The 17,084-nt window shown below is 73.7% G+C and carries 14 protein-coding genes, 1 rRNA gene and 1 pseudogene; 13 read left to right on the forward strand and 3 right to left on the reverse strand.

Annotated features, from left to right (window positions below; all coding sequences use genetic code 11):
• From rrf to GGE06_RS42105, 3 genes and pseudogenes are all read left to right on the forward strand, one after another.
• Positions 1 to 94, forward strand: a 5S ribosomal RNA gene (gene rrf / locus GGE06_RS31035); the annotation flags it as partial.
• Between the two features lie 776 nt (positions 95 to 870).
• Positions 871 to 1,470 (forward strand): annotated as a pseudogene (locus GGE06_RS44265) (hypothetical protein); the annotation flags it as partial.
• A gap of 15 nt (positions 1,471 to 1,485) precedes the next feature.
• The gene (locus tag GGE06_RS42105) at positions 1,486 to 2,280 is read left to right on the forward strand and encodes a tetratricopeptide repeat protein (protein WP_220378601.1); all 795 of its coding nucleotides are present in this window, start codon (positions 1,486 to 1,488) and stop codon (positions 2,278 to 2,280) included.
• A 70-nt stretch (positions 2,281 to 2,350) separates the two neighbouring features.
• Here the strand turns inward: GGE06_RS42105 and GGE06_RS31045 are convergent, their stop codons facing one another.
• Positions 2,351 to 3,646, reverse strand: a complete 1,296-nt coding sequence (locus GGE06_RS31045) for a DUF1015 family protein (protein WP_184932396.1) — start codon at positions 3,644 to 3,646, stop codon at positions 2,351 to 2,353.
• A 78-nt stretch (positions 3,647 to 3,724) separates the two neighbouring features.
• Between GGE06_RS31045 and GGE06_RS31050 the strand changes: the two genes are divergently transcribed.
• Positions 3,725 to 4,801, forward strand: a complete 1,077-nt coding sequence (locus GGE06_RS31050; protein ID WP_184932397.1) for an HAD hydrolase-like protein — start codon at positions 3,725 to 3,727, stop codon at positions 4,799 to 4,801.
• Positions 4,802 to 4,895: 94 nt separating this feature from the next.
• Positions 4,896 to 5,744, forward strand: coding sequence for an ABC transporter ATP-binding protein (locus GGE06_RS31055; RefSeq protein ID WP_184932398.1), 849 nt, complete (start codon positions 4,896 to 4,898; stop codon positions 5,742 to 5,744).
• 98 nt (positions 5,745 to 5,842) lie between these two features.
• Here GGE06_RS31055 and GGE06_RS31060 read toward each other — a convergent pair whose 3' ends face one another.
• A complete protein-coding gene (locus tag GGE06_RS31060) occupies positions 5,843 to 6,190 on the reverse strand; it encodes an SCP2 sterol-binding domain-containing protein (protein WP_184932399.1) in 348 nt (115 codons plus the stop codon).
• 42 nt (positions 6,191 to 6,232) lie between these two features.
• Here GGE06_RS31060 and GGE06_RS31065 point away from each other — a divergent pair, with 42 nt between their 5' ends.
• The 6 genes from GGE06_RS31065 (at position 6,233) to GGE06_RS31090 (ending at position 12,037) form a co-directional block, all read left to right on the forward strand.
• On the forward strand, positions 6,233 to 6,496 hold the full coding sequence (locus GGE06_RS31065; protein WP_116161735.1) for a hypothetical protein: 264 nt from the start codon (positions 6,233 to 6,235) through the stop codon (positions 6,494 to 6,496).
• A gap of 7 nt (positions 6,497 to 6,503) precedes the next feature.
• The gene (locus tag GGE06_RS31070; protein WP_116161736.1) at positions 6,504 to 7,319 is read left to right on the forward strand and encodes a TlyA family RNA methyltransferase; all 816 of its coding nucleotides are present in this window, start codon (positions 6,504 to 6,506) and stop codon (positions 7,317 to 7,319) included.
• A complete protein-coding gene (locus GGE06_RS31075) occupies positions 7,316 to 8,239 on the forward strand; it encodes an NAD kinase (protein WP_116161737.1) in 924 nt (307 codons plus the stop codon). Before GGE06_RS31070 ends, GGE06_RS31075 begins: the two co-directional genes overlap by 4 nt.
• 74 nt (positions 8,240 to 8,313) lie before the next feature.
• Positions 8,314 to 10,056 carry a DNA repair protein RecN gene (recN, locus tag GGE06_RS31080; RefSeq protein ID WP_116161738.1) on the forward strand — a complete coding sequence of 581 codons (1,743 nt, stop codon included), beginning with the start codon at positions 8,314 to 8,316 and terminating at the stop codon, positions 10,054 to 10,056.
• Positions 10,053 to 10,787, forward strand: coding sequence for a hypothetical protein (locus GGE06_RS31085; RefSeq protein ID WP_184932400.1), 735 nt, complete (start codon positions 10,053 to 10,055; stop codon positions 10,785 to 10,787). Before recN ends, GGE06_RS31085 begins: the two co-directional genes overlap by 4 nt.
• A gap of 170 nt (positions 10,788 to 10,957) precedes the next feature.
• Positions 10,958 to 12,037, forward strand: a complete 1,080-nt coding sequence (locus tag GGE06_RS31090) for a glycosyltransferase family 4 protein (protein WP_116161740.1) — start codon at positions 10,958 to 10,960, stop codon at positions 12,035 to 12,037.
• Positions 12,038 to 12,091: 54 nt separating this feature from the next.
• Here the strand turns inward: GGE06_RS31090 and GGE06_RS31095 are convergent, their stop codons facing one another.
• A complete protein-coding gene (locus tag GGE06_RS31095) occupies positions 12,092 to 13,714 on the reverse strand; it encodes a PucR family transcriptional regulator (RefSeq protein ID WP_116161741.1) in 1,623 nt (540 codons plus the stop codon).
• A 161-nt stretch (positions 13,715 to 13,875) separates the two neighbouring features.
• On the opposite strand from GGE06_RS31095, the gene GGE06_RS31100 reads away from it, so the two are divergent.
• Entirely contained in the window at positions 13,876 to 15,420 is a 1,545-nt protein-coding gene (locus tag GGE06_RS31100) for an APC family permease (protein ID WP_116161742.1), read from the forward strand.
• Positions 15,421 to 15,445: 25 nt separating this feature from the next.
• A complete protein-coding gene (locus GGE06_RS31105) occupies positions 15,446 to 17,080 on the forward strand; it encodes a flavin monoamine oxidase family protein (RefSeq protein WP_116161743.1) in 1,635 nt (544 codons plus the stop codon).
• The last annotated feature ends 4 nt before the right edge of the window (positions 17,081 to 17,084 follow it).

Below are 17,084 nucleotides of genomic sequence, written 5' to 3' on the forward strand. Positions count from 1 at the left end.
AACGCCCGGTTACATTCCGAACCCGGAAGCTAAGCCTTTCAGCGCCGATGGTACTGCAGGGGGGACCCTGTGGGAGAGTAGGACACCGCCGAACAATTCTTCAGGACCTCTGGTCCCAGCGTTCACGCTGGGACCAGAGGTCCTTTTGTTTTTTGCTTGACTTTTCCGATGCGCGGCTGAGTGCCGGCTGCGCGAGAATGACTGCAGTACCCGAAGACAGGAGTCACGACGATGTCCACCAACTCTCCCGACGACCGTCCGGAGCGCGAGCCGCGTCGCAGGGACGGTGCCGGTGGCGACCGGGGCGGCTTCCGTGGACCGCGCCGGGATGACAACCGTGGCGGCGACAGCCGTGGCGGGGACAACCGTGGCGGTGGCGGTTTCCGTCGCGATGACCGCGGTGGCGACAACCGTGGCGGTGGCGGTTTCCGCCGTGATGACCGCGGTGGCGACAACCGCGGTGGCGGCTTCCGCCGTGACGACCGCGGGGACAACCGCGGCGGTGGCTTCCGTCGCGATGACCGTGGTGGCGACAACCGTGGCGGTGGCGGCTTCCGTCGCGATGACCGTGGCGGTGACAACCGCGGTGGCGGTGGCGGCTTCCGCCGGGACGACCGGCGTGATGAGCGTCCGTCGTTCCGTCGGGACGAGCGTCCCTCCTACGGGCAGCGTGACGACAACCGCAGTGGCGGTGGCTTCCGCCGTGACGACCGTGGCGGCGACAACCGTGGCGGTGACAACCGCGGTGGCGGCTTCCGTCGCGACGACCGGCGTGACGAGCGTCCGTCGTTCCGTCGGGACGACCGTCCCTCCTACGGGCAGCGTGACGACCGTGGTGGTGACAGCCGTGGTGGCGGCTTCCGTCGCGACGACCGGCGTGACGAGCGTCCGTCGTTCCGTCGGGACGAGCGTCCCTCCTACGGGCAGCGTGACGACAACCGCAGTGGCGGTGGCTTCCGCCGTGACGACCGTGGTGGCGACAACCGTGGCGGTGGCTTCCGCCGTGACGACCGTGGTGGCGACAACCGTGGCGGTGGCTTCCGCCGTGACGACCGTGGCGGCGACAACCGTGGCGGTGACAACCGTGGCGGTGGTTTCCGCCGTGACGACCGCCGTGATGAGCGTCCGTCGTCGTTCCGTCGGGACGACCGGCCCTCGTACCCCTCGCGTGACGACCGTGGCGGCGACAACCGCGGTGGCGGCTTCCGCCGTGACGACCGCCGTGACGAGCGTCCCTCGTCGTTCCGCCGGGACGACAGCCGTGGTGGCGGTGGCTTCCGGCGTGACGACCGTGGTGGCGACAGCCGTGGCGGTGGCTTCCGCCGCGACGACCGTGGCGACCGGGGCGGCGACCGCGGTGGCTTCCGCCGCGACGACCGTGGCGACCGGGGCGGCGACCGCGGTGGGTTCCGCGGCCGGGACGACCGGGGCGGTTTCGGGCGTCGTGACGACCGGGACCGTGGCGACCGCGCGCCCATCAAGCGTCTGCCGATCCCGCCGGAGGTCACCGGTGAGGAGATCGACCCGGATGTGCGTCAGGAGCTCATGAGCCTGCCCAAGGGGCTCGCCGAGGACGTCTCGCGCAACCTGGTCATGGTCGCCCAGCTGATCGACGAGGACCCGGAGAAGGCGTACGGGTACTCGCGCGTCGCCCTGCGGCTCGCTTCCCGTGTCGCGGCCGTCCGCGAGGCCGCCGGCTTCGCCGCGTACGCGACGCAGAAGTACTCCGAGGCGCTGGCCGAGTTCCGTGCCGCGCGCCGGATGAGCGGCGGTGTCGAGCTGTGGCCCGTCATGGCCGACTGCGAGCGCGGCCTCGGCCGGCCCGAGCGTGCCCTCGCCATGGCCGGTGAGCCCGAGGTGCAGAAGCTGGACAAGGCCGGGCAGGTCGAGATGCGGCTCGTCGCCGCAGGCGCCCGCCGCGACCTGGGTCAGCTCGACGCGGCCATCGTGACGCTGCAGAGCCCCGAGCTCGCTTCCAGCGCCGTGCACCCGTGGACCGCGCGCCTGCGGTACGCGTACGCCGACGCGCTGCTCGCCGCCGGCCGTGAGCGCGAGGCCCGCGAGTGGTTCGCCAAGGCCCTGGAGGCCGACAAGGACGGCGCCACGGACGCGTCCGACCGGCTCGCCGAGATGGACGGGGTCGAGTTCGTCGACGCGTTCGACGAGTCCGACGACGACGTGGAGAACGAGTCCGAGGAGTCCGAGGAGTCGGGTGTCGTCGAGGTCGACGACATCGACGACGAGGACGACGAGGACGAGCGGGACGGCGACAAGGGCTGATCCCCTGGCGTAGCGAGAAGGGCGGCACCCGGTGGGTGCCGCCCTTCTGCGTTTCTGCGTCTCGGTGTGCTCAGTCCAGCGCCAGGCTTCGCAGGACCAGGCCCGTCGCCGGCTTCGGGCCGAACGAGGTGGACTTGCGGGGCATCGTGACGCCCTGGCGGGCGAGGTCGCGGACGACCTCCTCCCGTACCGGATGCATGAGGACCGCCGTACCGCCGCGGCGTTCCGCCTGGGCGACCGCGGCCTCCGTGTCGTGGATGTAGGCGATGTCCTCGGGGGCGTCCGGGATGTGCCAGACGTGCTCCAGGAGGGTGGAGTGCAGGACCGTCGCGTCCAGGGTCCGCCAGGCCTGGGGGCGGTCCGTGCGGATCGTGCGGTCGAGGAGGGCCGGGTCCGGGCGGTCGAGGAGGTGGAAGGTGCCGTCGCCCGCGAGGAGGAAGGCGTTGCCCTCGGCCGCGGCGGCCTCCAGGGCCTCCAGGGCCACGGGGAGCGGCCGGTCGATCCTGCGCACCCGGAACGTGTCTCCGAGGGCCGCGAGGGCGTCGGCGACCGGCAGGCGGTTGAGGAGGCGGTGGATCGAGCGGACCCGCAGGGGGTAGCGGGCGGTGTCGATGAGGAGGACCAGACCGTAGTTCCAGGGGCCGGGGGCCGCGTGCTCCTCGCGGAGGCGCAGGTATGTCGCCCAGCGGTGGTGGCCGTCGGCGATGAGGGCCTGGTGGTGGGCCAGTTCGCCGGCGATCACGGCGAGTTCGGCGGGTTCGGTGACCGCCCAGAGGCGGTGCTGGAAGCCGTCCTCCGTGGTGGTGGAGAACAGGGGCTCGCGCCGGACGGTGCTCTCGATGACCGCTGCGGCGCCGCCCTCCTCCGCCCCGACGTACGTGAGGAGCAGGGGCTCCAGGTTGGCTGCCGTGGTCCGCATCAGGGCGGCGCGGTCCTCGACGACGTGCGGCATGACGTCCTCGTGGGGGAGGACGACGCCCTCCGCCGGGGTGGAGAGCTCCAGGGCGCCGATGACGCCGCGCTGGAGGATGCCGTCGCCGCTCTGCTCGTACACGTAGAGCGCGGGTTCCGGGTCCGGAGCGAGGACGCCGTCCGCGAGCCAGCGGTCGAGGGTGACGGCGGCCTTGCGGTGGCGGGTGCCGGCGGTGATCGCCTGGGGGAGGATCAGCCGCACGATGTTGTGCGGATCGGCGGACTCCAGATGGAGCAGTCCGTCAGGTCGTACGACGACGTCGTAGGGAGGGGACATCACGGCGGCGAGGCTGCCGACCCGCTCGGGGACGTACCGGAGCCCGCGGAACGGGGTCAGGTGCAGGCCCGTGGTGTCGTCGCGGACGTCGTCGGCCGCGTGACCTGATGTGTTCATCCTGTCATCGTATGTGGGCGGGCATGAGCGATGATCGGGAGAGTGGGGGAATTCACCCGGTGATCTGAGGAGTGTGCGGTGACGGTGCGGAACGGCCAGGGACAGCGGGACGGCGGCAGGGCGCACCCGGGCGGCAGCGCGGTCGCGCTGTGCGAGGCGTACGACACGGCGCTCCTGGACCTGGACGGTGTCGTGTACGCGGGAGGGGAGGCCGTTCCGCACGCCGTGGAGGCGCTCGGGGTCGCCCGGGCCGGCGGGATGCATCTGGCGTACGTCACCAACAACGCGCTGCGGACGCCCGGTGAGGTGGCGGAGCACCTGACGGACCTCGGCGTGCCGGCGGAGGCCGGGGACGTGGTCACCTCGGCGCAGGCGGTGGCCCGGATGATCGCGGACGAGGTGCCGGCGGGGTCCCGGGTGCTCGTCATCGGCGGCGAGGGGCTGCGGGTGGCGCTGCGCGAGCGGGGGCTCGTACCGGTGGAGTCGGCGGACTACGACCCGGCGGCGGTCGTGCAGGGGTACGGCGGGCCCGAGATGGGGTGGGGGCGGTTCGCGGAGGCGGCCTACGCGGTGGAGCGGGGGGTGCCCTGGTACGCCTCCAACACCGACCTGACGATCCCCGGGGCGCGGGGGATCGGGCCGGGCAACGGGGCGGCGGTGGAGGTCGTGCGGATCGCCACCGGGGGCCGGTACGAGCCGAAGGTCGCGGGGAAGCCGCAGCCGCCGATGCACCGGGAGACGGTGCTGCGGACGGGAGCGCGGCGGCCGCTGGTGGTGGGGGACCGGCTGGACACGGACATCGAGGGCGCGTTCAACGGCGGAGTGGACTCGCTGCTCGTGCTGACCGGGGTGACGGACGTGGCGCAGCTGCTCGCGGCCGTGCCCGAGCACCGGCCCACGTATGTGGCGGCCGATCTGCGGGGGCTGCTCGTGGGGCAGCCCGAGGTGGTCGCGGGCGGGGGCGGGGGCTACGTGTGCGGGGGGTGGCGGGCGTCCGTGAGCGGCGGTGAGCTCGTCCTCGACGGCACGCCGGGCGAGGGCGCGGACGTGCTGGACGCGGTGCGCGCGCTGTGCGGGGCGGCTTGGTCGGAGGCGGACCGGGCGGGCGGTGGCGTGCCGGACGCGGGGAAGGTGCTCGCGCAGCTCGGGGCGTGACCGATCGACGGGGTTGGGTAGGCTAACCTAACTTCGCGTGATCGTGGTCGTCACCGCCTGAACCGACCACGGACGAGACACCGGGAGTGCGGGTATGGACGGTCGGCAGCAGCGCCTGAGCGCGGAATCGGTCACCCTGGCGTACGAGCAGCGGGTCATCGCCCGCGATCTGTCCGTCGCGATCCCCGACCACTCGTTCACCGTCATCGTCGGGCCCAACGCCTGTGGCAAGTCCACCCTCCTGCGGGCCCTCTCCCGGATGCTGAAGCCCAGCGAGGGTCGCGTCCTGCTCGACGGGCAGTCGATCCACGCGATGCCCGCGAAGAAGGTCGCGAAGACCCTCGGGCTGCTGCCCCAGACCTCCGTGGCCCCCGACGGCATCACCGTCGCCGACCTCGTCGCGCGCGGCCGCTACCCGCACCAGGGGCTGCTGCGCCAGTGGTCCCCGGAGGACGAGCGCATCACGCGGGAGTCCATGGCGGCGACGGGCGTCGCCGAGCTGGCCGACCGGTACGTGGACGAGCTCTCGGGCGGTCAGCGGCAGCGCGTGTGGATCGCCATGGCGCTCGCCCAGCAGACGCCGCTGCTGCTGCTCGACGAGCCCACCACGTACCTCGACATCCAGCACCAGATCGACGTCCTCGACCTGTGCGCCGAGCTGCACGAGACGCAGGGGCGGACGCTCGTCGCCGTCCTCCACGACCTCAACCACGCCGCCCGGTACGCCACCCACCTCATCGCCGTCCGCGACGGCGAGGTCGTCGCGGAGGGAGCGCCGGCGGAGGTGGTGACCGCCGAACTCGTCGAGCGGGTCTTCGGGCTGCGCTGCCAGGTCATCGAGGACCCCGAGACGGGGACGCCGCTGGTCGTGCCGGCCGGTCGGAAGGCGCGCGTCCGGGCGACCGCGGGGGCGCAGGCGCAGGAGCCCGCGCTGCAGAAGTGACCGTGCGGGCACGAACGCGGGAGCCCGGGTCACCGCAGTGATCGTGCGGGCACAAGCGCGGGAGCCCGCGTCGCAGAAGTGCCCTCAGGGTCGTCGCGCTACAGCAGTGACCGCAGTCTGAGGAGGTCGCGGAAGCCGGCCTCCAGTCTGACCCGGCCCGCGGCCCAGGCCTTCGCGAAGTTCAGCTCGCCGTCCACCATCGCCACCAGGTCGTCGCCGGTCATCGCGAGCCGGATCTGCGCCTTGGCCGGCGGCGGGCCGTCCACCGCCGAGTCGACCCGGATCCGGCCGTCCGCGAGGCGGCCCGTGAACGTCGTGTCCAGGTCCGTGATGTGGCAGCTCAGGCTGCGGTCGAGCGCGGCCGCGCCGCGCACGCCCTCGTCCGCCCGCGCGAGATTGTCCGAAAGTCTGTCCAGTGCGCCGCGGCACTCCGTGATCGTCGCCATCGCCGTCGACGGTACCCCAGGGCTTCGCGGTAGCGTCGGGGCATGAGCGACGCCACCCCCGAAGCCCCGCAGGAGCAGGCCCCGGCCGCGACGGACGACCCCGCGGGACCCGCGCCGCTCGGTGTCGCCGTGGAGACCACCGGCCATCCCGCCGTCGACGCCGGCCTCGCGCGCCTCGCCGAACTCGACCACCTCCCGGCGGACGGACACCTGGCGGTGTACGAGGATGTACACCGTGGACTGCGCGCCGAGCTGACCTCGCTCGACGCGCACCCCGCCCCCCGTCCGTACGACAACAGGAGCTGAACCGAACGTGGCAGGACCGGCACGCCGCCGTCTGGACGCCGAGCTGGTACGGCGCAAGCTCGCGCGCTCGCGCGAGCACGCCAGCCAGCTGATCGCCGCGGGCCGGGTGACCGTCGGCAAGACCGTCGCCACCAAGCCCGCCACCCAGGTCGAGACCGCCGCGGCCATCGTCGTCGCCCAGGACGACGCCGACCCCGACTACGTCTCGCGCGGCGGCCACAAGCTCGCCGGGGCCTTCGCCGCCTTCGTGCCCCAGGGCCTCCAGGTCGAGGGCCGGCGAGCCCTGGACGCCGGGGCCTCCACCGGCGGCTTCACGGACGTCCTGCTGCGCGCGGGCGCCGCTCACGTCGTCGCCGTCGACGTCGGCTACGGACAGCTCGCCTGGTCGCTGCAGAGCGACGAGCGCGTCACCGTGAAGGACCGCACGAACGTACGCGAGTTGACGCTCGACGCCATCGACGGCGTCCCCGTCGACCTCGTCGTCGGCGACCTGTCCTTCATCCCGCTCGGGCTCGTCCTGCCCGCCCTCGCGGCCTGCACGGCGCCCGGCGCCGACCTCGTCCTGATGGTCAAGCCGCAGTTCGAGGTGGGCAAGGAGCGGCTCGGCACCGGCGGAGTCGTACGCTCCGCCGAACTCCGCGCGGACGCCGTGAAGAACGTGGCCCGGCAGGCCGGCGAGCTCGGCCTCGGCGTCCTCGGCGTCACCGCCAGCCCACTGCCCGGCCCCTCCGGCAACGTCGAGTACTTTCTGTGGCTGCGGGCAGGCGCGCCCGCGCTGGATCCGGCTGACGTCGACCGCGCCGTGGCGGAGGGACCTCGTTGAGCTCAACTGCAGCAGCACCATCGGGAACAACACGCACCGTCTTCCTGCTCGCGCACACCGGCCGCCCGGCCGCCGTGCGCAGCGCCGAACTGGTCGTCCTGGGGCTGCTGCGCTGCGGCATCGGCGTCCGCGTCCTGGAGGCCGAGGCCGCGGACCTGCCGCTGCCGCCGTCCGTAGAGAAGGTGCCGGAGGCGTGCTCCGACGCGCTCGACGGCTGTGAACTCCTCGTCGTCCTCGGCGGCGACGGCACCCTGCTGCGCGGCGCGGAGTTCTCCCGCGCCTCCGGCGTGCCCATGCTCGGCGTCAACCTGGGGCGCGTCGGCTTCCTCGCGGAGGCCGAGCGCGACGACCTCGACAAGGTCGTCGACCGGGTCGTCACCAAGGCGTACGAGGTCGAGGAGCGCATGACCCTCGACGTCACCGTGTACGAGAACGGCGACGTCCTGCACCGCGACTGGGCGCTGAACGAGGCCGCCGTGCAGAAGGTCTCGCCGGAGCGGATGCTGGAGGTCGTCCTCGCGATCGACGGGCGCCCGGTGACCGGCTTCGGCTGCGACGGGGTGATCTGCGCGACACCCACCGGCTCCACCGCCTACGCCTTCTCGGCGGGCGGCCCGGTCGTCTGGCCCGAGGTCGAGGCGCTGCTCATGGTCCCGATCGGGGCCCACGCCCTCTTCGCGAAGCCGCTGATCACCACCCCCCGGTCGGTGCTCACCGTCGAGGTCGAGCCGCACACCCCGCACGGCGTGCTGTGGTGCGACGGGCGGCGGACCGTGGAGCTCCCCGCGGGCGCGCGCGTCGAGGTGCGGCGGGGCGCCGTGCCGGTCCGGCTCGCCCGGCTGCACCACGCCTCCTTCACGGACCGGCTCGTCGCCAAGTTCGCCCTGCCGGTCTCGGGATGGCGGGGCGCACCGCGCTGACCCGCCCCGTAACGACTGGTGCTCCCGAGGGTTACGCCCGGGGGTGATGTCGCATCCGACCCGGGAAACCTCGTATGGTCTGGGGCGTGCTGGAGGAGATGCGGATACGGTCGCTCGGGGTCATCGACGACGCGGTGGTCGAGCTGTCACCCGGCTTCACCGCGGTGACCGGTGAGACCGGTGCGGGCAAGACCATGGTCGTGACCAGCCTGGGGCTGCTGCTGGGCGGACGGGCCGACCCGGCCCTGGTGCGGATCGGCGCGGCCTCGGCCGTCGTCGAGGGGCGGATCAGCGTGCCCGCGAGCGCGCCCGTCGCCGTACGCGCCGAGGAGGCCGGGGCCGAGCTCGACGAGGGCGTGCTCCTCGTCAGCCGCACCGTCTCCGCCGAGGGACGCTCGCGCGCCCACCTCGGCGGGCGTTCCGTGCCCGTCGGGCTGCTCGCCGAGCTCGCCGACGAGCTCGTCGCCGTCCACGGCCAGACCGACCAGCAGGGCCTGCTGAAGCCCGCCCGGCAGCGCGGCGCCCTCGACCGGTACGCCGGCGAGGCCGTGTCCGTGCCGCTCGCCGCCTACGGCGAGGCGTACCGGCGGCTGCGCGCCGTCACCGCCGAACTGGACGAGATCACCACCCGGGCCAGGGAACGCGCCCAGGAGGCCGATCTGCTGCGCTTCGGGCTCGGCGAGATCGAGGCCGTCGAGCCGCGCGCGGGCGAGGACGTCGAACTGGCCGCCGAGGCCGAGCGGCTCGGGCACGCCGAGGCCCTCGCCTCCGCCGCCGCGCTCGCGCACGGTGCGCTCGCGGGCAACCCCGAGGACCCCGAGGCCGTCGACGCGACCACCCTGGTCGCGGGCGCGGGCCGGGCCCTGGAGGCCGTGCGGTCGCACGACCCGGCGCTCGCCGGGCTCGCCGACCGGATGGGCGAGATCTCCATCCTGCTGTCGGACGTGGCGCAGGAGTTGGCCGGATACGCCGACGACCTGGACGCCGATCCGCTGCGGCTCGCCGCCGTCGAGGAACGGCGGGCCCTGCTCACCCAGTTGACCAGGAAGTACGGCGAGGACATCGGCGCCGTCCTCGCCTGGGCGGAGGAGAGCGCGGGGCGGCTCGGCGAGCTCGACGGCGACGACGACCGGATCGAGGAGCTCACCGCCGAGCGGGACCGGCTGCGCGACGAGCTGTCCGTGCTCGCGCAGCGGCTCACCGACGCGCGTACGGAGACGGCCGCCCGGTTCGCCGCCGCGGTCACCGCCGAACTCGCCTCGCTCGCCATGCCCCACGCGCGCGTGTCCTTCGCCATCGCCCAGACCGAGGACCCCGAGGGCGTCGAGGTCGGCGGCCGGCGGGTCGCCTACGGCCCGTCCGGGGCCGACGAGGTCGAGCTGCTGCTCGCCCCGCACCCCGGCGCCCCGCCCCGGCCCATCGCCAAGGGCGCGTCCGGCGGTGAGCTGTCCCGGGTGATGCTCGCCGTGGAGGTCGTCTTCGCCGGGGTCGACCCGGTGCCGACGTACCTCTTCGACGAGGTCGACGCGGGCGTCGGCGGCAAGGCGGCCGTCGAGATCGGCCGCCGGCTCGCCAAGCTCGCCAAGTCCGCGCAGGTCGTGGTCGTCACCCACCTCCCGCAGGTCGCGGCCTTCGCCGACCGGCAGCTGCTCGTCGAGAAGACCAACGACGGCTCCGTGACCCGCTCCGGCGTCACCGTCCTGGAGGGCGAGGAGCGGGTCCGGGAGCTGTCCCGGATGCTCGCGGGCCAGGAGGACTCCGAGACGGCCAGGGCCCACGCGGAGGAGCTCCTCGCCACGGCTCGGGCGGACGCGTGAGCGTCGCCTCGGGGGCCCTCGGGCGGATCGGGACGTTCGCGGCCGCCTTCGGGGCGACCCGGCTCGCGTACGGGCAGCTGCTGCGGCGGCCGCCGGGGAACCCGGGCGGCTGGGAGCGGACCAACCAAGCCGGCCGGCCGGTCCGTCTCCAGTCCGGACCGGCCGCCGCCTTCGGCTCGGCCGTCGCCGTCCTGCCCACGGCACCCGCCGCCGCCCTGGCCGTCGCCGCGGCGGCCGTGTGCGGGCGCCACGACGATCTGCGCGGTGACCACCGTCGGGGGTTCCGGGCGCATCTGGCGGCGCTCCGGGGCGGTGAGGTGACCAGTGGGGCGGTGAAGCTGTTCGGGATCGGCGCCGCCTCGCTCGCCGCCGGGGCCCTCCTCAAGGAGAAGCCCGTCGACAAGGTCCTCGCCGGCGTCGTCATCGCCGGTACCGCCCACCTGGTGAACCTCGTGGACGTACGGCCGGGGCGCGCGGGCCTCCTCGTGCTCGGGCTCTCCGCGCCGGGGCTCCTCCGGGGGTCCCTCGCCGCCGCTCCGATGGGGGCCGCGGCGGCGGTCCTCGGAGACGACCTCGGCGATGTGACCATGCTCGGCGACATGGGCGCGCATGCGCTCGGTGCCGCCGTCGGGAGCGCCGTCGCGGGCTCCAACGGGCGGCTCGGACTCGCCGCGCACGCGGCCGGGTTGGTCGCGGCGGCGGTGTGGGGAGAGCGGGCGGCTTCCGCCTGACGGCGTGAAAGCTGTGTGGGGGGAGCGGGCCCGGAATTCGTGCGCTCACCCGTGTGGGTGAACCCGTGGTGTGCGTGCCCGGCCCGTACGCCTTCCGCACACCGGAACGACGCCACTTCGGTGCCGGAACGTGCGTACGGTCGAGGGCACGGACTGGCATCCTTGGGCGCGTGACACAGCTCCGTACGGTCCAAGTGCTGGGCGGCGGCGGCGCGGGCAGCAGCGCACACGTCCGATCACTTGCCTCGGGGCTGGTGGAGAGGGGCGTGCGGGTGACCGTGTGCGCCCCGGCCGAACTCGACCGCGCATACGACTACCTGGGCGCCGGCGCGCACTTCGTGCCCCTGCCGCGCCTCGGCGACCCCGCGACCGTCACCGCGCTCCGCAACGCCTGCATCGGCGCGGACGTGGTCCACGCGCACGGCCTCCAGGCCTCCGTACGGGCCGCGCTCGCGCTCGCCGGCGGCGGCCGGGCCCCGCTCGTGACCACCTGGCACAGCCGCAACCACGTCGACGGGGCGCGGGGCGGGGTGCTGCGGCTCCTCGAACGCAAGGCCGCGCGGGCCGCGACCGTCGTCCTCGGCACCTCCTCCGAACTCGTCGACCGGGCCCGGCGGCGCGGGGCCCGGGACGCGCGCCTCGCCCCCGTCACCGTGCCCGCCGCGCGCGGGCCCGTCTGCCTCCACGACGGCAAGGCCCGCGCCGAACTCGGCGCCGTCGACCGGCCCCTGCTCATGGCCGTCGGCGCGCTCGAACGCGGGCGGGGGTACCGGACGCTGCTCGACGCGGCGCGGGAGTGGCGGGAGCTCGACCCGCAGCCGCTGCTCGTCATCGCCGGGGAAGGGCGCGAACGGGCCTTCCTGCAACGGCGGATCTTCGAGGAGGGGCTCGCCGTGCGGCTCATCGGGCGCCGGGACGACGTCGCCGAGCTGCTCGCCGCCGCCGACGTCGCCGTCCTGCCGTCACGGTGGGAGGCCCGCTCCCTGCTCGCCCAGGAGGCGCTCCGGCTCGGGGTGCCGCTCGTCGCGACGGCCGTCGGCGGCGTACCGGAACTCGTCGGGAACGCGGCGGAGCTGGTGCCGTACGGGGACGCGGGGGCCCTCGCGGGGGCGGTGCGGGGGCTGCTGTCCGACGTGGACCGCCGGATGGACCTGGCGGCGGCGGGGCGGGTGCAGGCGGGGTCCTGGCCCACGGAGGACGAGACGATCGCGCACGTGCTGGCGGTGTACGACGAGTTGACGGGGCGGTAGCCCTTCGTCGTGGGTGGTCCTCCCGCTCTGGGGGACGACCACCCACACACGGGGTCAGGGCGTGTGCCGGCGGGCCCTCAGGGCCAAGGAGAGGGCCAGGACCGTCTGGGGGTCGTCCAGGTCCGTGCCGAGGAGTTCGGAGATGCGGGCCAGGCGGTTGTAGAGCGTCTGGCGGTTGAGGTGGAGCTCGCGCGCCGTCTCCGCCTTGCGCCCCGCGTGCGCCAGGTACGTCTCCAGGGTCGGGAGCAGCGGCGGGCGGGACGCCTTGTCGTGGTCCCGCAGCGGGCCGATCGCGCGGTCCACGAAGGCCGCCAGGTCCGGGTGGTCGCGCAGCCGCCAGAGCAGCAGGTCGATGTCGAGGCGGCGCGCGTCGTACCAGGGCAGGTCCGACAGGCCCTGCGCCGCCGTCGCCGTCTCCGCCGCGTGCCGCAGGCCCGCCGAGGCCGCCGCCCAGCCGCCCGCGACGCCGACCACGACGACCGGCGCGTGCACCCCGGCGCGTTCCAGGCCGGCCCGTTCCACGCCCGCGCGCAGCGCCGCCGCGACCCGGTCCGCGACCGCCGTCCGTTCCGTTTCCGAGCGGAGGCCCAGGAGCAGGGGCACTCGGCCTTCCACCGGGCGGACTCCCAGGAGGGCCGGGACGCCCACCGAGGACAGTTCCTCCAGGACCGCGCGGGCCAGCAGGGCCCAGTTGCCCGAGGGGGACAGTTCCGGGGCCAGGCGCATGACCACGGGGAGCAGGGGGCCCTCGCCCGGCTTGAAGCCGAGGACGCGGGCCTGCGCCGGGGCGTCCTCCGCCGAGATGCGGCCCTCCGCGAGGTCCGTCAGGAAGTCGCCCCGGCCGCGCGCGGCCAGCTCCTCCTCCTGGCGGGCCTGCATGAGGACGACCGCGAGGAGTCCCGCCGCCCGCTCGGCCGCCATCCGGTGGACGGGGGAGAGGGCGCCGGAGACCGCCAGCAGGACGAGGCGGGCGCGCACCGAGCCCGTGCCGGGGCCGCCGCCGGGCACGTCGACGAGGACCGTGCCGGTGGGCGGGCCGGACTCGCGGGCCGCCCGCTGGCCGCGCAGCCCGTCCCACACCTGGAGCGGGTCGGCGGGCGCGGACTCGGTGCCGGCCGCGTACAGCAGCTGTCCGTCGGCGGTCTCCAGGAAGACCGGGTTCGCGGCGAAGTCGGAGAGGATGCGCAGCACCTGCGGGACCCCGCCGCCGCCGAGCAGCGCCTCCGTGCACTGCCGGTGGACCTCCTCGGCCTGCCGCTGGAGGGCGTAGTGGCCGTTGACGATCTCGGTGTGGATCTCCTCCGTCACGGCGACGAAGGGGACCTCGCGGTGGAGCTGCACGAGCGGCAGGCCGGCCGCCCGCGCGGTCTCCACTATCGTCGCCGGGAGGCGGGCGAAGCGCGGGCCCAGCTCGACGACGAGCGCGGCGATGCCCCGGTCGGCGAGCCGGCGGACGAAGGCCCGCTGCTCGGCCGGGCGGGTGCCCAGGCCGAGGCCCGTCGTGAGGAGCAGTTCGCCGCCCTTGAGCAGCGACGCGATGTTCGGCACCTCGCCCGCGTGCACCCAGCGCACCGTGCGGTGCAGCCGGTCCGCGCCGGCCACGACCTCCGGGAGCCCGCCGCGCAGTCCGGGGAGCTCGAGGGCCCGCTGCACGGTGATCCCGCCCTGATTGTCCATGGAGCCGGACGCTACCCGCGTCCGTGTTTCCGCGACATCACCCCACGGTCACGGGACCGGACACTTCGTACACCGGGGCGACAACTCGTCGTCCCGTGGCGGGAATTGCGCGACCGCATGTCGATTGTGGCCTACGTCACCCGCGAGGATCCTCTCGGGCCATGGCAGAGAACCCCATCCCAGGGAATCCCGCGACAGGGAACACCACCCCCGAGGTCCACCGGCTCAAGGCGAACTCGGTCGGACTCGTCGGCGTCGTCTTCATGGCCGTCGCCACCGCCGCCCCGATCACGGCGATGACCGGAAACCTCCCCATCGCCGTCGGCTTCGGCAACGGCACCGGCGCACCCGCCGGATACCTCTTCGCGACGCTCGTCCTGACCGTCTTCTCGGTCGGCTACGTCGCCATGGCCAAGCGGATCACGGCCGCCGGCGCCTTCTACGGCTACATCTCGCACGGCCTCGGCCGCATCGCCGGCATGGCCTCCGGCATGCTCGCCGTCCTCGCGTACATCGTCTTCGAGGCCTCGATCGTCGGCGTCTTCTCCTACTTCGCCAAGACCACGGTCGCCGACCAGCTCGGCGTCGACCTGCCGTGGGTGCTCTACGCGGCGGTCATGCTGGCCGTCACCGCCGTCCTGTCGTACTTCGACATCAACCTCACCGCCAAGGCGCTCGGGGTGATGCTGGTCGCGGAGATCGCCGTCCTCTTCGCGGTCGCCACCGCCGTCCTGATCGCCGGCGGCGGCCCCGACGGCATCCCGGTCGAGCCGGTCAACCCCAAGAACGCCTTCACCGGCACCTCCGCCGGGCTCGGCCTCTTCTTCGCCTTCTGGTCGTGGGTCGGCTTCGAGTCGACCGCGATGTACGGCGAGGAGTCCCGCGACCCCAAGCGGGTCATCCCGCGCGCCACCCTGATCTCCGTCGTCGGCGTCGGCCTCTTCTACATCTACGTGTCGTGGATGACGATCGCCGGGAACGGGCTCGCCGGGTCCGTGAAGCTGTCCTCGTCCGCGAGCCCCCTCGACCTGTTCTTCGCGCCCACCCAGACCTTCATCGGCGCCTGGGCCGTCGACGCCTTCCAGTGGCTGCTGCTCACCGGTTCCTTCGCCTGCGGCATGGCCTTCCACCAGTGCGCCTCGCGCTATCTGTACGCCATCGGCCGGGAGGGCTTCCTCCACCCGGCGCTCGGCCGGACGCACGCCCGGCACGGCTCGCCGTACATCGCCTCGTACGTGCAGAGCGCGATCGCCGTCGCCCTCGTCGCCGCCTTCTGGCTCGCCGGCGAGGACCCGTACATCCACCTCTACACGCTGCTCGCGATCCTCGGCACGATGGCGATCCTCATCGTGCAGACCCTCTGCTCCTTCGCCGTCATCGGCTACTTCCGCAAGAACCACCCCGAGGACCGGCACTGGTTCAGGACCCTCACGGCCCCGCTCCTCGGCGGCATCGGCATGATCGCCGTCGTCGTCCTGCTGGTCATGAACATGGAGACCGCGGCCGGTCTCGCCGCCGACTCCCTCTTCTTCAAGGCGATCCCCTGGATCGTCGGCGCCGTCTTCTTCGGCGGCCTCGGCCTCGGCTTCCACCTCAAGGCCAAGCGGCCCGAACGCTACGAGATCATCGGCCGGATCGTCCTGGAGGACGCCGCCGAACGCCCCGACGACACCCGCACGGAGACCGTCCCCGTACCCCAGAGCTGATCCCGTCCCCCTCCAGGAGCGCCCCATGGCACGCACCAACCCGATGCACCTCCTGAAGAACCTCGCCGCCGAGCACGCCGCCGCCCGACGGCTGCGCCTCCCCGTCGACGAGCTGCGCGGTCTGAGAGCCGACGCCCTCGGGCGCCGGTCCCTCCTCAAGTACGCCGCTGCCGCCGGCATCGCCGTCGGCGTCGGCCCGGCCGTCCCCGCCGCGGCGGCCACCCCGACCCCGCCGGTGAAGAGCACCGCCCGGGTCGCCGTCGTCGGTGCCGGGATCTCCGGCCTCACGGCCGCCCTCACCCTCCAGGACGCCGGCCTGAGCCCGGTGCTCTACGAGGCGAACCCGTCCAGGGTCGGCGGCCGCATGTACACCCAGCGGGACCACTGGGCGTACGGCCAGACCTCCGAGATCGGCGGCGAGCTGATCGACACCAGCCACAAGAAGATCCTGGAACTCTGCCGCCGCTTCAACCTCGCCACCGAGGACTTCCTCGGCGGCGGGCCCAACGGGGCCGAGGAGGTCCTCTGGTTCGACGGCGCCTACTACCCGCGTGCCCAGGCCGACGCGGACTTCAACGCCGTCTACCAGGCCCTCCACCGCGATCTGCTCGACGCGGGCGAGGTGAAGTGGAACCAGACCACCCCCACCGGCACCGCCCTCGACGACATGTCGCTGTACGACTGGATCGAGAGCCGCGTCCCCGGCGGGCACTCCTCACCGCTCGGCAGGTTCATGGACGTCGCCTACAACGTCGAGTACGGCGCCGACACCACGGACCAGTCCGCGCTCGCCCTCGTCCTGCTCATGGGCTACCAGACCAATCCCGGCAACTTCAACATCTGGGGCCTCTCCAACGAGCGCTACCACGTCGTCGGCGGCAACGACCTGCTCCCGAACGCCGTCGCCGGGGCGCTCGCCCCCGGCACCCTGCGCACGGGCTGGTCGCTGACCGCCGTACGGGCGAACGCCGACGGCACCCAGACGCTCACCTTCACCGAGGCGGGCGCCACCAGGACCGTCACCGCCGACCACACGATCCTGTGCGTCCCGCTGCCGATCCTCCAGCAACTCGACCTCTCCCAGGCCGGGTTCGACCCGCTCATGCGGAACCTGCTGAGGGACGCGCGCATGGGCTACTGCACCAAGCTCAACATGCAGTTCGGCACCCGCCCCTGGCGCGGCACCGGCCCCTGGCCCGGGGTCTCCGCCGGCGACTGCTTCACCGACACCGAGGTCCAGCAGACCTGGGACACCACCAAGGTCCAGGGCGGCACCGGCGGCATCCTCCTCCAGTACGGCGGCGGCAGCCTGGCCCGGAACCTGAACCCGGCCGGGCCGTTCTCCACCGAGTCCGACCCGTACGTACGGAACCTGGCCACCCGTTACCTGGCCGGCATCGACGCCTTCTTCCCCGGCACCTCCCGGGCGTACACCGGCCGCGCCCAGCTCTCCGCCTGGCACAAGAACCCGTACTCCCTGGGCGCGTACTCCTACTGGCCCGTCGGCTACCTCCACCGGTACGCCGGGTACGAGGGCGTCGCCCAGGGCAACGTCCACATCGGCGGCGAGCACTGTTCGTACGACTTCCAGGGCTTCATGGAAGGCGGGGCGACCGAGGGCGAGCGCGCCGCCCGGGAGGTGATCACCGCGCTGCGATGAGCCC

Origin of the sequence: Streptomyces nymphaeiformis (assembly GCF_014203895.1) — a bacterium.
Classification (GTDB): domain Bacteria; phylum Actinomycetota; class Actinomycetes; order Streptomycetales; family Streptomycetaceae; genus Streptomyces; species Streptomyces nymphaeiformis.